Source organism: Dyadobacter sp. CY347, from assembly GCF_021502655.1.
Lineage (GTDB): Bacteria > Bacteroidota > Bacteroidia > Cytophagales > Spirosomataceae > Dyadobacter.
The window spans coordinates 504096-518090 of sequence record NZ_JAKFFT010000008.1; the positions used below are offsets into that span (position 1 = coordinate 504096).

11 protein-coding genes are annotated in these 13995 nt (G+C 45.2%); 5 read left to right on the forward strand and 6 right to left on the reverse strand.

The window, feature by feature from the left end:
- Window positions 1-67 precede the first annotated feature (67 nt).
- Window positions 68-1753, reverse strand: a complete 1686-nt coding sequence (ilvD, locus tag L0659_RS20575) for a dihydroxy-acid dehydratase (RefSeq protein WP_235128458.1) — start codon at window positions 1751-1753, stop codon at window positions 68-70.
- Window positions 1754-2074: 321 nt separating this feature from the next.
- On the opposite strand from ilvD, the gene murQ reads away from it, so the two are divergent.
- Entirely contained in the window at window positions 2075-2878 is an 804-nt protein-coding gene (gene murQ, locus L0659_RS20580; RefSeq protein ID WP_235128459.1) for an N-acetylmuramic acid 6-phosphate etherase, read from the forward strand.
- Window positions 2879-2881: 3 nt separating this feature from the next.
- Here murQ and L0659_RS20585 read toward each other — a convergent pair whose 3' ends face one another.
- From L0659_RS20585 to L0659_RS20595, 3 genes are all read right to left on the reverse strand, one after another.
- Window positions 2882-3892, reverse strand: a complete 1011-nt coding sequence (locus L0659_RS20585) for a zinc-binding dehydrogenase (protein ID WP_235128460.1) — start codon at window positions 3890-3892, stop codon at window positions 2882-2884.
- A 10-nt stretch (window positions 3893-3902) separates the two neighbouring features.
- Complete coding sequence (locus tag L0659_RS20590; RefSeq protein WP_235128461.1) at window positions 3903-4649, reverse strand: NIPSNAP family protein; 747 nt, start codon at window positions 4647-4649, stop codon at window positions 3903-3905.
- A 143-nt stretch (window positions 4650-4792) separates the two neighbouring features.
- Window positions 4793-5824 (reverse strand): type IX secretion system membrane protein PorP/SprF, encoded by a 1032-nt coding sequence (locus tag L0659_RS20595; RefSeq protein ID WP_235128462.1) that lies wholly within the window; start codon window positions 5822-5824, stop codon window positions 4793-4795.
- Window positions 5825-6159: 335 nt separating this feature from the next.
- On the opposite strand from L0659_RS20595, the gene L0659_RS20600 reads away from it, so the two are divergent.
- The 3 genes from L0659_RS20600 (at window position 6160) to L0659_RS20610 (ending at window position 10514) form a co-directional block, all read left to right on the forward strand.
- Complete coding sequence (locus tag L0659_RS20600; RefSeq protein ID WP_235128463.1) at window positions 6160-8922, forward strand: PKD domain-containing protein; 2763 nt, start codon at window positions 6160-6162, stop codon at window positions 8920-8922.
- A gap of 57 nt (window positions 8923-8979) precedes the next feature.
- The gene (gene ruvB, locus L0659_RS20605; protein ID WP_082216826.1) at window positions 8980-10005 is read left to right on the forward strand and encodes a Holliday junction branch migration DNA helicase RuvB; all 1026 of its coding nucleotides are present in this window, start codon (window positions 8980-8982) and stop codon (window positions 10003-10005) included.
- A gap of 83 nt (window positions 10006-10088) precedes the next feature.
- Entirely contained in the window at window positions 10089-10514 is a 426-nt protein-coding gene (locus tag L0659_RS20610; RefSeq protein WP_235128464.1) for a (deoxy)nucleoside triphosphate pyrophosphohydrolase, read from the forward strand.
- Here the strand turns inward: L0659_RS20610 and L0659_RS20615 are convergent.
- Window positions 10497-11858, reverse strand: a complete 1362-nt coding sequence (locus L0659_RS20615; RefSeq protein ID WP_235128465.1) for a dihydroorotase — start codon at window positions 11856-11858, stop codon at window positions 10497-10499. The two genes, L0659_RS20610 and L0659_RS20615, sit on opposite strands and share 18 nt — an antisense overlap.
- Before the next feature lie 47 nt (window positions 11859-11905).
- On the opposite strand from L0659_RS20615, the gene L0659_RS20620 reads away from it, so the two are divergent.
- Complete coding sequence (locus tag L0659_RS20620) at window positions 11906-12598, forward strand: ComF family protein (RefSeq protein ID WP_235128466.1); 693 nt, start codon at window positions 11906-11908, stop codon at window positions 12596-12598.
- Between the two features lie 51 nt (window positions 12599-12649).
- Here the strand turns inward: L0659_RS20620 and L0659_RS20625 are convergent, their stop codons facing one another.
- Window positions 12650-13921, reverse strand: a complete 1272-nt coding sequence (locus tag L0659_RS20625; protein WP_235128467.1) for an SUMF1/EgtB/PvdO family nonheme iron enzyme — start codon at window positions 13919-13921, stop codon at window positions 12650-12652.
- Window positions 13922-13995 lie beyond the last annotated feature (74 nt).

Consider the following 13995-nt stretch of genomic DNA (forward strand, 5'->3'; position numbering starts at 1 on the left):
CCTGATGAGAGCCTGCGTGAAATGCTGTCCTGTCTAATTTAAATTCGCTTTTCATAAGCTTGTTCGTTTACGCTTCGTCCGTCACGCAGCCTTCGCTGGCGGATTTTACGGTTCTGATGTATCTTCCTAGCATTCCTTTTGTGAAAAGGGGTGCGGGTTGAACCCATTGTGCTTTGCGTGCTGCCATTTCTTCGTCGGAAATGTGCAATGTTAGCTGGCGTGTGTTGGCGTCAATGGAGATGCGGTCGCCGTCTTTTACTAATGCGATTGGTCCGCCGTCGAATGCTTCCGGTGTAATGTGGCCCACAACGAATCCGTGTGTTCCGCCGGAGAAACGACCGTCTGTGATCAATGCGATCTTGTCTCCAAGTCCTGCTCCCATTACTGCGGAAGTTGGTTTCAACATTTCCGACATGCCTGGGCCACCTTTCGGTCCTGCATTACGGATTACAACCACGTGTCCTTCTTTGATTTCACCTTTGGAAAGCATCGTAATGATCTCCGATTCGTGCTCGCAAACTTTTGCTTCGCCGTCGAAAGTCATCCCTTCTTTTCCTGTAATTTTTGCAACTGCACCCGTTGGCGTCAGGTTACCATACATAATTTGAATGTGACCGCTTGACTTGATGGCTTGCTCCAATGGGAACACCATCTTTTGTGTATCAAAATTAAGGTCTGGCGCTTCCGCAAGGTTTTCAGCAACTGTTTTACCCGTTACTGTAATGCAATCGCCGTGGATCAAACCTTTGGAATACAAATATTTAGTAATTGCAGGAACACCGCCTATTTCCAAAATATCCTCCATATAATATTTTCCACTTGGTTTCAAATCCGCGATAAATGGTGTGCGATCTGAAATAGCCTGAATGTCATCTAATGTTAGCCAAAGACCCGCTGAACGTGCGATCGCTAAGAAGTGCAATGCTGCATTTGTAGAACCACCAAGCGCCATAACCACGGTTAATGCGTTTTCAAGCGACTTTTTCGTGATGATCTGCTTTGGAGTAATATTAAGTTCCAAAAGCTTTTTCATTGCAGCGCCGATTTTCTTGCATTCTTCCTGCTTGCCTTCGTGCGTAGCCGGGTAAGAACTGCTGAATGGCAAGCTCATTCCCATCGCTTCGATCGAAGCCGCCATTGTGTTCGCCGTGTACATGCCACCGCAAGCGCCCTGACCAGGAATTGAGTTTTGAATAACGCCTTTGAAATCTTCGTCTGAAATGTTGTTGGCAAACTTCTTTCCAAGCGCCTCAAATGCAGAAACGATATCCAGTTTTTGTCCTTTATAATGTCCCGAGCGAATTGTTCCCCCATAAACCATAATCGCAGGGCGATCGATACGCGCCATCGCCATCACTGCGCCTGGCATATTTTTATCACAACCCACAACCGCAATTACGCCGTCATACCATTGTGCAGAAACCACTGTTTCGATCGAATCCGCGATAATGTCACGGCTTGGTAGAGAATAACGCATTCCATCATTTCCGTTGGTCATCCCGTCGGAAACGCCGATTGTATTGAAAATCAAACCCACCATTTCATTGGCAGTCACCCCTTGTTTCACATAAACAGAAAGTCCGTTTAAGTGCATATTACAAGGATTTCCTTCATAACCTGTGCTCGCAATCCCGATTTGTGGTTTTGCAAAATCTTCTTCTTTCAACCCAATGCCGTAAAGCATTGCTTGCGCTGCCGGATTGGTTACTTCTTGGGTAAGGGTTTTCGAAAATCTGTTAAGTTCTGTCGACATGGTGAATATGTTGTAAATAAAAAACACCTCATTCAGTGCGGTGAGTGAGGTGCCAAGTTATATGCGATCGTCCTCACTCACGCTAACGCGTGACTAGAATTAGGATTGGGACGATCAAAATGAATTTCATTAGCGTAAGATTTAAGTCTAGCGAAATTTCGCTGATTTTGTGTTTGTGTTACAAATTAGGAGGGTATCTTTTTATTTTCCAAACATTCGCCCGATTTTTTGACCTTATTCTGGGATAAATACCAAATTAATGTTTGGTAAAGAATGGTTTCAGGAAAATATTTAATTTTGACCTTTCTAAAATCCATTGCTATGCTAACCACTGAGTCATCTTCAAATTACCAGGATCTTGAAAAAATGAGTGTTCAGGATATTTTGTTTTCTATTAATAAAGAAGATAAAACGGTTCCAAATGCTGTTGAAAAAGCTATCCCGCAAATCGAAGCACTTGTTTCGCAGATCGTTCCACGCATGCAAAAAGGTGGACGGTTATTTTATATTGGCGCGGGAACGAGCGGAAGATTAGGCGTTGTGGATGCTTCGGAATGTCCACCAACATTCGGCGTTCCATTTGATTTGGTGGTTGGAATCATCGCCGGCGGAGATAAGGCAATTAGGAAGGCCGTTGAAAATGCGGAGGATGATTGGAATCAGGCTTGGCTGGATTTGGCGCCTTATGAATTAAATGAAAATGACACGTTAATAGGCATTGCAGCCTCTGGCCGCACGCCTTATGTCATCGGTGGGTTGAATGAAGCGCAAAAAGCGGGTTTGTTAACAGGTTGTGTTGTTTGTAATAATGGCTCGCCGGTTGCAAAAGCTGCGGAATTTCCGGTGGAAGTGGTTGTAGGGCCTGAATTTTTGACAGGGAGCACGCGTATGAAATCTGGAACGGCTCAGAAATTGGTTTTGAACATGATTTCAACAGCTGTAATGATCCGTTTAGGCAAAGTGAAGGGCAATAAAATGATTGATATGCAGCTTACCAACGAAAAATTGGTGAATCGTGCGCAACAGATGATCATTGATGAGCTCAATGTTACTCCGGAAGAAGCTGAGAAATTGTTAGATCAATATGGAAGTGTCCGCGGAGCAATCGAATCCGTGCAGAAATAGGAGCTAGATTTTCAAAACAATTTTCCCAAACTGCTGCCCGGAATCCATTAAGCGCAAGGCTTTTTCAGCTTCGTCTAATGGAAAAACGGTGTCAATGATGGGCATAATTTCTTTTTCTTCGACAAACTGGATCATGTCATTGAATTCGGATTCGGTTCCAATGGTTGTGCCAAGAATGTTGAGCTGCTTGAAGAAGACTTTGGCAGGAACAATGTCGGTAATGTTGCCGGTTCCGCCGCCATAGAAGCAAATTCTGGCGCCCGGAGCGGCAATGTCAATTAATTTTGCAAATCCTGCACCGCCTGCGCTGTCAATAATAACATTAAAATAGCCCAGCTTCGGACCTCTTGCTTTGACTAACAGATCTCTGAACCAGGTTGGATTTTTATAATTAATCCCGCCTCTAGCACCCAATTCAATCGCTTTTTGAATTTTTTGATCTGAACCGGAAGTAACCCAAACCTCCGCCCCTGCTGCAATGGCAAACTGAATGACAAAAAGTGCAACGCCTCCGCCTGCACCCGTAACCAAAACTTTATCACCCGACTGAAAATTTGCGCGCGTGTGCAGCGCACGCCACGCCGTTAACGCGCCGAGTGGCAATGTTGCGGCTTGCTCAAAAGAAAGATAAGCTGGCTTTTTGACCAGATAACGGGCTTCTAGTTTGACAAATTCAGCAAAAGTCCCGTTATCCGGCAAGCCTAATATTTTATGATCCGCTCCGTAAAAAGCTGGATTATTACCCCAATTATGCGATGGATTAATAAGCACTTCCTTGCCGATCCATTCCGGATCAACACCTTCACCTACTTCGCTTACAATCCCTGCTCCATCAGAACCGGGAATGATCGGCGTTGTAATCTTAGGATAAAGTCCTTTTTGAATCCAAACGTCGCGGTGATTTAATGAAGCTGCTTTTAGCTGAACAATCACTTCGCCGGGACCGGCCTGTGGTTTTTCAACATCTTCGATCACCAATGGCTCGTGAAGGTTCTTTAATACGGCAGCTTTCATTAATTCTTAATTAAATATCTGAATAATCAGTTGGCGTCAGGTAGAAGCTCGTGTTTTTCGAAACATTGTTTTGATATTCCGGATTCACTTTCAGTTTATTCCATTCCGCATCGGCACTGAATGCTTTCCAATGCTCGTCGCGGGAAGCTTTGTTATCAAAAGTGGTCATATACATTAAGTTAGGCATGTGGCTGCCTGCAACAACTTCTGCATAAAAGACTGCATTAAAGCCCAATCTCTCAAAAAGAGGAACTTCGCCGCCATCATTGAACATCTTTACTTTATTCTGATAAATTTTCTCCGTGTGACCTTCATAGCTGCGCAGCTCGTAAACGCGATCCGCTTTTGGACCTGTTAAGCCTGGCTTTTTGTGCATCGGCATGCCTGTGAACGCATGCAAAACGATGGATTCAAAGCGGGTGTAAGGCGGATTTTTATACTCAGCGTCAATGTAATCTTTTCCGGCAGAAGCATATGCTGCATCTTTTGCCAATGTTTTTGACATGTCCAGCAATTGTTCCAGCGATTTTAAAGGCGTGAAAACGTAAATTAATTTACCTGCATTCACTGTATCAAATGCCGCAGGTTTGAAAACCCCAACATTCTTAATGCCAGCGCGGTGCATGGCAGGAACATAGGCGTCTTTCAAATAATTTTCTACCCTTGCAGCTTGATCTGCATCTTTGACGTGATAGATTTTGATTTCGTAAAATTCTCTTTTCGGGGGAGCTGCAACGGCGGCAAATGCCACTGTCATAAATAGCAAGAGTAAAGATTGGATTTTAAAGCGTGGATTCATGAAACTTTTAAATATTAAAATAGGTGATTGTTGTAAAGAAAAAGACTACGGTTCTTTTGCTCTACCCTAAATGACCAATAAGATTTAATGTTTCTGAAAAATCAGAACTTAGGACAAGACAGCTGCTTTTTACTGCTCTTGCTGCGACGCGGCTTGGATTCGATGGGATCGAAAACATAGGAAAGCGAAATTTCATGCGCCCCGCCGCTGCTTGCTCCTAACGTTGAAATAGTTAGATCGTAACTGTAACCAATAGAAAACTTATCCTGACGATAACCCGCTAGGAAAATAAGCGCTTCGTGGTTGTTAATGTTCTGCTCATATTTTTTGAAAGGAATTCCGCGATACCAAACGCCCAAAACCAATGGTTCAATAGTCGCATACAACCCCGCATCAAACTGATCATACTTTCCCTGTTTTTTATACATAATGGCAGGAGAAATCGTCTTTTCTTTATCAATTTCATCGCCCAGGAATGTATAACCTGCAAAGGGAATCCTCAACCCAGCCTGAATGCTCGTCTTAACGGGCAACCGGGCTTCGGAAACCGAAGAAAATGCCTGGTTAGGACGGTTCAGGTGATGCGCAGAAAGTCCAGCCCAATACCAATCTGAATACAACATCAAGCCTGAGCCAAAATCAGCATAATTGACATTCGGCCCGCCTTGTGCAAATGGGTCTTCCGAAGGAACACCCGTAAGCCCGCCATTGTTATATTGATCCCCGAATGTAAGTCCGAAATAATCCAGTTTCCTTGAAGCAAACCCGCCCTGGATCCCCAAACGAAGCGATGTAACTTCATTTAAACGGATCTGATAAGAATATTGAAGCGCTATATCAGTTGATTTCAGGTTACCGAGGCCCTGGCTGTCCATGGTCACCAGTACGCCGAGCCCGCTGTTATAATTAGGCAAAAAAACGTCTGCACCTATCGAAGTTGTAACAAAATTGGCTGATAGCGATGGCCATTGGTTTCTATAATTAATGGTTGCACGCGGTGCAAGCGCACCTCCCGCCAAAGCCGGATTCAGATACAGGGGATTTGCATAAAATTGCGAAAACTGTGGGTCCTGGCTCCAACCTTTCAGGCAAAGCAGTGTCAGTACAAAAAGGAGAAGTAAACGCTTTGTCATAAATATTTCTTATTGCCGCACAAGAACGTGCGGAGGGAAAACGGGCTCAAAAAAAATACAAAATTAAATTCACAAAATATCATCAAATTGCGTATTAATATTCAAATTAGAGTGGTTTTTACGACATTACCGCACAAAATTTTAACATTTTATTTTCGTTAGTATTGTCGGGTAACCTGAATATTAAATGTGGTGCGTGGGGGTGTTTGAACAAGTAACGAAACATGGGGCGATTTTATAATAAGTATCAACAAATATTTTATTCAACATTTTTTCTGATACTGCTGGCCACAGTGTGTGCGCGTGCTCAGGACTTTATAGTCGAAGGGCAGTGTATGCAAAATCCGGATTGCGAAGCCGACTCGACGACATTCAGAGATACGCTAAGTACGGCTATTGCGTGGCAATGGAGTTTTGGAGAAGGCGGCGCGACGGACAACCGCAGGATTGCGCAGCATTCCTACCTCGCTCCCGGGCAGTATAATGTCACACTTACGCGTACGATCAGAGGCGGCGCTCAGCAAACGATTTCCAAAGTTGTTCAAATCGGCGAGTTACCACCTGCATTTCAGGAATGGAAAACCGATACGACAATTTGTCCGGGCGATACATTAATCCTGGATCCTTACCCCCAAGGTGCGCCGGCTGGGGCAAGATATGTTTGGTATCCCAAAGGCGACACGACTCAGACATTGAATGTTGATAGTTCAGGGTGTTATTCGGTAGAAGTGATTTTACCCAATGGCTGTAAAATCCAGGACCGGGTTAATGTGAAAATTTGTATGGAGCCTTCCAATCAGGAAGGGGCAAAATGGTTTTTTGGAGGAAATGCGGGTCTTGATTTTTCCAATAATCCGCCCACGCCCATTACCGATGGCAAACTAAATACGCCCGAAGGAACCTCGTCCATTGCCAATTCCAAAGGCCAGTTGCTCTTTTATTCCGATGGTATAACGGTCTGGAACAAGAATGGCGACGTCATGCCCTGTTTCGAGCAGCCCAATTGTCCGCCGTTAAAAGGAAGTCCGAATTCCACCCAATCCGTCCTCATTGTCCCCCAGCCTACTTGTAAGGGTTGCGAATATTTATTTAACATATTTACAACGTCGGATATTAATGGTGAAAAGCTGTTAACAGTGAGCGTTGTGGATATGCGGCGCAACAATGGTCTGGGTGCGATCATTGAAACCAACACAACATTACAACAACCAACGACCGAACGTATAGTGTCTGCACGTAATGACCGTGACAGCACTTACTGGGTTATTTCTCACGATTACGGAACAAATAAATTCCGCATTTTCCACGCCACAACGGGCGGGTTGGTCGAATCCAGCGCTCCTGAGCTGGGAATGGCGCATGATAGCTTAGGAAAAGCGGAAGGTTATATGAAATTTTCGTCGCCCGACAGTGCAACAGGACAGCGCAGGCTCGCCGTTATCATTCCCGGGCCTCCAAAAAATTATGTTGAATTATTTAGTTTCAATGATTCAACAGGCACATTAACCTATGATAAAACGGTCGATCTCGGTCCCGCGCCTCCCAAGGCGTACGGGATCGAATTTTCGCCCAGCGGAGAAAAAATGTACATTTCATTTTCGGGGGAGAACGGTACAAGCTCTTATTTGAAACAATATGACCTCACATTGCCCGACAGCTTGCTGGAAGAAACGGCCATAACCATTGACAGCTCCGCAAACCGGAAATTCGGCGCATTGCAGTTCGCTCCTGATGGGAAGATTTATATGGCCATTGAAGGCAGTGATTATCTGGCAGTCATCGGCGAACCGGAAGGGAATTCACTAACTGGCGTTGAATATGAGCGTGATGGCGTGAGCTTGGGCGGCAAGAAAAGTCAGCTGGGATTGCCTAATATGGTTCAGGATTTCACGCAGGAATCATCCGGCCCGGGTTTTGAGGCAAATGGTTTTTGTACCAATGAACCTACAACCTTCGAAGCCAGCCCGATCTGCGACCCGATTGAGGACACATATCAGTGGGATTTCTTAGGTGACGGAAGCTTCACAGCGCCATCCAAAGAACAAAAAGCAACTTACACCTACACACAGCCAGGCACATATATGGTGCGTATGCGTGCAACCAATAAATGTAAGGACACAACAGTTGTTCAGGAAGTGACCATTTACGAAACGCCCCCTGCAATCAATTTGGGTGCTGATAAGGACACTTGCGGTGCGTTTGTTCCTTTGGATATGGGCGTTCAGGCTGAGGTTTATGCCTGGATCAACCGCGGAAGGGTCGTCGGACGTGGCAAAACATATAATGCTGTTGCCACAGGCCGTTACATTGCTGTTGCATTTAACGGCCCGCAAGGCGAGTGTTTTTCTGCCGACACCATTGAAATCACATTGCGCCGCCCGCCGGCAGTTAGTATTGGCCCGGACACCACATTGTGCCGCGATAGTTCAATCGTCCTTACAGTGCCAAGCGAAAGATGGATCGAGTTCAACTGGAGCACCGGCGAAGACACCAGGGACGTTACAGTGGCTCAGCCAGGTTCTTATTTTGTGATTGTAAAAGACCGCAACGATTGCTATAACTCAGATACGATTCAAGTGGGCGAGCGTCCTTCGCCAATTTTAAACCTTGCGCCTGAATATGCGATTTGTATTCCGGATGGGCAGTCTGTCATCCTGGATGCGAACGGACAGGGCGTCATGTCGTACGAATGGCCGCATTCCGGGGACACTACCCGAACAGTAACAGTCGGCGCGGAGGGAACTTACAAGGTGATTGCGGTGAACAAAGAGGGCTGCGTGACGGAACAGTCAACGGAAGTGGTCGACCGGTGCGAGCCGAGGTTCTTTATTCCGGATGCATTCACTCCGGATGGAGAAGGGCATAACGAGATTTTAGAAATTTTCGGAGCATATTATACCAATTTTTCGATCCGGATCTATAACCGCTGGGGCGAAGTAATTTATGCTTCTACGAACATTGAAGACCGCTGGGACGGAACCTATAAGGGCTTAAAAGTGCAGCCCGGAGCCTACCCTTACGTAATCTCTTACGAGGCCCTTTACTATCCCGAACGTGCCCCGAACGTGAAGCGCGGATCGGTAATGATCATCCGGTAAGCTTCTTTTTGCAGATTAAAACGAGTATTTTTGGTTAAGTTTATTTAGCCGATTATTATGCGTCAGGATTATTTGTCCGGAGATAAAGAAAATCTTTCCAATACTGAAAAAGAAATTGAGCGGGCATTGCGCCCGCTTACTTTTGACGACTTCACGGGTCAGGACAAAATTCTTGAAAACCTTAAAATCTTCGTTCAGGCAGCGCGGCAGCGTGGTGATGCGTTGGATCATGTGTTGTTGCACGGTCCTCCGGGATTGGGGAAAACAACATTATCCAACATTGTCGCCAATGAGCTTGGCGCTGGAATTAAGATCACTTCCGGTCCTGTTCTGGACAAACCCAGCGACCTTGCGGGCTTGCTAACCAACTTGCAGGAGCACGATGTTTTATTTATTGATGAAATCCACCGGTTGAATCCCATTGTTGAAGAATACCTGTATTCGGCGATGGAGGATTATAAGATTGACATCATGCTGGATAGCGGGCCTAATGCACGCAGCATTCAGATTGGATTAAATCCCTTTACATTAATCGGCGCTACAACGCGTGCGGGCATGCTTACCTCGCCTTTACGCGCAAGATTTGGCATTAATGCACGCCTGGAATACTACGATGCACAATTGCTATCCACCATTCTGAAACGCTCCGCAGCCATTCTCGGCACACCGCTGGAAGAAGACGCTGCTTTCGAAATCGCTCGTAGGAGTCGTGGGACACCTCGGATTGCCAATAATCTTCTGCGCCGCACGCGTGACTTTGCACAGGTGAAAGGAAATGGAAAAGTGACTGTTGAAATCGCTGAAATTGCCTTACTGGCATTGGATGTAGACCAGAACGGGCTTGATGAAATGGACAACCGGATCCTGTCTACAATCATCCAAAAATTCAAAGGCGGTCCAGTCGGATTGTCAACTATTGCGACGGCTTGTGGCGAGGAAGCGGAGACGATTGAAGAAGTGTATGAGCCGTTCCTGATCAAGGAAGGATATATGAAACGCACTTCGCGCGGCCGGGAGGTTACGGAGAAGGCTTACAAGCACTTAGGGATTCTGCCTACTTACCGTTCCGGCGAGCTTTTCTGAATATTTACTCCGTGAAGTTTTAAGAAATAATCGCGAATTAACATTGAAATTAGTATTTTTGCGGTAAATTACTAACCGCCTCTATGATTGAAGTACTGGTTTCCGAAAAATTGGTTGTGAGAGTGCCCTGTGCTGTGATTGAACATAATGGAAAAGTACTGGCTGGACAACGTAGCGCTGCATTATCATTCCCTTTGCAATGGGAGTTTCCCGGCGGCAAGCTGGAAAAAGGAGAAACAGACGAAGAAGCGCTCGCCCGCGAGATCAAGGAAGAGCTCGACGTTGAAATAGAAATTTTAAGCAGACTTCCTGAAACTTCAAAAGACCAGGGCTGGCGCGAAATCATTCTCGTTCCTTTTGTTTGTACGCTCAAAACGCTCAACATTACATTGTCTGAGCACGAACAAATCCTATGGCTTACGCCCGGCCAATTACCAACGCTGGATTGGACCGAAGCCGACCTTAATGTGATCGAAAATTACTATGGTTATTTAGCGGCTAAAAAGTAACCTTTGCCCCTTCTGATTTTCATTAAATTTCCCATTTTCATAAACCAGGTTCCCTGACACAAACGTGTGGGTCACGCTGGATTGAAAATGAACTCCCTCAAACGGCGACCAGCCGCATTTGGAATAAATATTGGCCGCTTCCACTTTGGTTTGCGCATTCGGGTCCACGAGGATCAAATCTGCCCAATAACCTTCCCGAATATAACCCCGGTTGCTGATCTGAAATAAGTCGGCGACGGCGTGGCTCATTTTCTCGACAATCCTTTCAACTGAAATTTTCCCCTCCCTATTTAATTCCAACATCACATTCAACGTATGCTGCACCAATGGCAATCCCGAAGGCGCCTGCCAGTAACCCTGCGCCTTTTCCTCGATCGTATGCGGTGCGTGGTCTGTTGCGATCACATCAATGCGATTGTCCAAAACGGCTTGCAAAATGGCTTCCTTATGATGCGGCGCTTTGATGGCAGGGTTGCATTTGATTTTATTCCCTAATGTGTGATAATCCTCTGCATCAAACCACAAATGATGTACGCACGCTTCGGCCGTTACTAATTTTGGCGTCCCGTCGCTGAGCAAAATCTGTCCGTTTTTTCTGATTCCAGGCTCAAAAAGCACAACTTCATCGCCCGTCGAAATGTGTAGAATATGGAGTTTTGTGCCGTGTTTATGCGCAAGTCCACTCGCGAAGGTGGATGATTTCAAACAAGCTTCTTCGTTCCTGATTAGCGCATGAATGTTGTAAGGGACATTCTCACCGTATTTTTCTTTGAAATGCTCCATCCGCTGACGAACAGTCGGCTCGTCTTCGCAATGCGTGGCGATAATGCAGGGCGCGTTTGAAAATATTTTTTCCAAAACCTCCGGTGCATCCACGAGCATATTGCCCGTTGACGAACCCATGAAAATCTTGATCCCACAAACTTCCGCCGGATTCGTCTTCATCACTTCCTCATAATTATCATTGGAAGCGCCCATGAAGAAGGAATAGTTAGCAAGCGAAGTGTCTGCCCCAATCTTGTATTTATCTGCCAGTAACTCCTGCGTAAGCGTGTTAGGAACCGTGTTCGGCATTTCCATGAACGACGTTACGCCGCCTACAACCGCTGCTTTTGATTCTGTGTAAATGTTGGCCTTGTAAGTCAGTCCCGGCTCGCGGAAATGCACCTGATCGTCGATGACGCCAGGCATTAAATATTGACCTTTTGCATCAATAACCCGGTCCGCTGCAATGTGCTGTAAATCTTTTCCAATGCGATGAATGTGACCATTTTCAATTATTACGTCTAATTCATTGATCTCATTCTCATTTACTACTTGTGCATTTACGATCAGCGTGGTCATTCGGGGTAAATTTTGATGTGATGCAAAGTTATTCAAAACCCTTAAAAATGAATCTGAAAAAAATTTTAAGTGATTTCAGTGACCTGATTTTCCCAAGGTGCTGTGAAGCCTGCGATTGTTCATTAGTTGGAAACGAAGCCACAATATGCACGTCCTGCATGATTTCCTTACCAAGAATCCATTTGAACGGCCTGCACCAGAATGTCATTCGCTATAAATTCGTGAATGTACCCGAAGTGACATTGACGCATTCTTTTCTGCTTTTTACTAAAAAAGGAAAAGTGCAGCGGCTATTGCATGCATTGAAATACAAAGGAAATAAGGATGTCGGATTGCTGTTGGGTTTTATGTTTGGCCAGGAAATGCTTTCTGTAGGAATGCTGCCGGATGCCGGATTGATCATTAGTGTCCCTTTACATGCCAGGAAAAAGAAATTAAGAAGCTACAACCAAAGTGATCTGCTGGCAGAAGGCTTTTCAAATGCAACCGGGATTCCATGGTCGGCAACGGTTTTGGAAAGAACCAAACACACGGCGACGCAAACCGGAAAAAGTAAAACAGAACGCAGGGAGAATGTAAAAGGCGTTTTTGCAGTAAAAGAGCACATGAAGCACAAAAGTGTGATCATTATCGACGACGTATTGACCACCGGCGCGACTCTGGAAGAATGCGTTCAAACATTAAAATTAGCTGGCTGCGAATCCTTTACAATCCTAACCATCGCATTAGCCGAGCATTAAAAAAGGCGTTGCTCATGAGCAACGCCTTCATAAAAACTTAAAATCTTATTCCTATTCTTTGTGACTTCCGGTAGCAATCATTGCGCAACGGAAACCAACCATTGCAGTCGCTGAATCCTGATCCATGTAGCGGCGCGTTCCTGGGGAAAGCCAGTATGCAACGTCTGACCATGAACCGCCTTTGTAAACTCTCAAATTATCGCTTACAAGTGAGTTGCTGTTTTTGCTATCGTAATTTTTTGCTTCATCCTGATATCCGTCACGACGGAAAGAGTTCAGGTCATTTACATCGCTGTTTGAAAGTGGGCGATAAACGTCATAAACCCATTCGCTAACGTTTCCAGCCATATCGTACAATCCTACGTCATTAGCAGGATATGAACGAATTTCTTGTGTAATGATCGCTCCGTCGTTGGATTTTCCTGCAATACCCGCGTAATCACCAGGACCACGTTTGAAGTTTGCAAGCATTGTTCCCTGCTTACGGCCACGTGGCTGACGCATTGTGGAACCATCCCATGGATAAATTCTTTGGTTAGACTGGTTTTCATCAGAATACTGTGTTCCGATCATTGCCATCGCTGCGTATTCAAATTCAGCTTCTGTTGGAAGACGGTAAGGAGGCATTACGTAACCACTTTCGATTCTAAGCTGTGGTGCCGGTGCATCCGTAGAAGCAACTGCTGCATCTGCCGCCGCCGCATCTTTTTTCTTCTTGCCAAAAGAGAAACCTTTTTTCTTCTTAGGTCCCGATGCTGCTTGTCCGGCTGTATTGTTAGCCAGACTCACTGCTGCGGTTCTCCATGCGCAATAATCATTTGCCTGAACCCATGAAACTCCCACAACCGGATACAAACGGAAACCCGGGTGACGCAAATACATGGTTACATATGAATCGTTAAATGATAATTCATTGTACCAAACATTGGTATCGGGTAATGCTTTACTGTAAAATTCTTCAGATGAATCTCTTTGAACTGCGTTTAGATATTCAAGATAATGGACATTTGCCACCTCTGTCTGGTCCATATAAAAGGATTGGATACTGACAGTACGTTTTGGATTATCCCGTCTGCTCATCACCTCTTCCTCCAACGAACCCATTGTAAACCGGCCACCTTCTATATAAACAAGGTCGGGGCCTGCTGGCAATGCTTTGTACTGTTTGACCTCAAACCCATCTTTGCCATTGTAAGCCAAACCCGTTTTAGAGCTTGTTTTACCAGGTTTAAGACTGGTTGGTCGCTTCTTTTTACTACAGGCAGTAGCCGCTAATAACACAATCAGAATCAACGCGATCGACCGGATACCCATCTTATGCATGCAAATCATTGCTTTAAAGTGACTTAAGTGTTTGGTATTAATATAGTATGCGAAACCGCAAATGTAAGAAATGA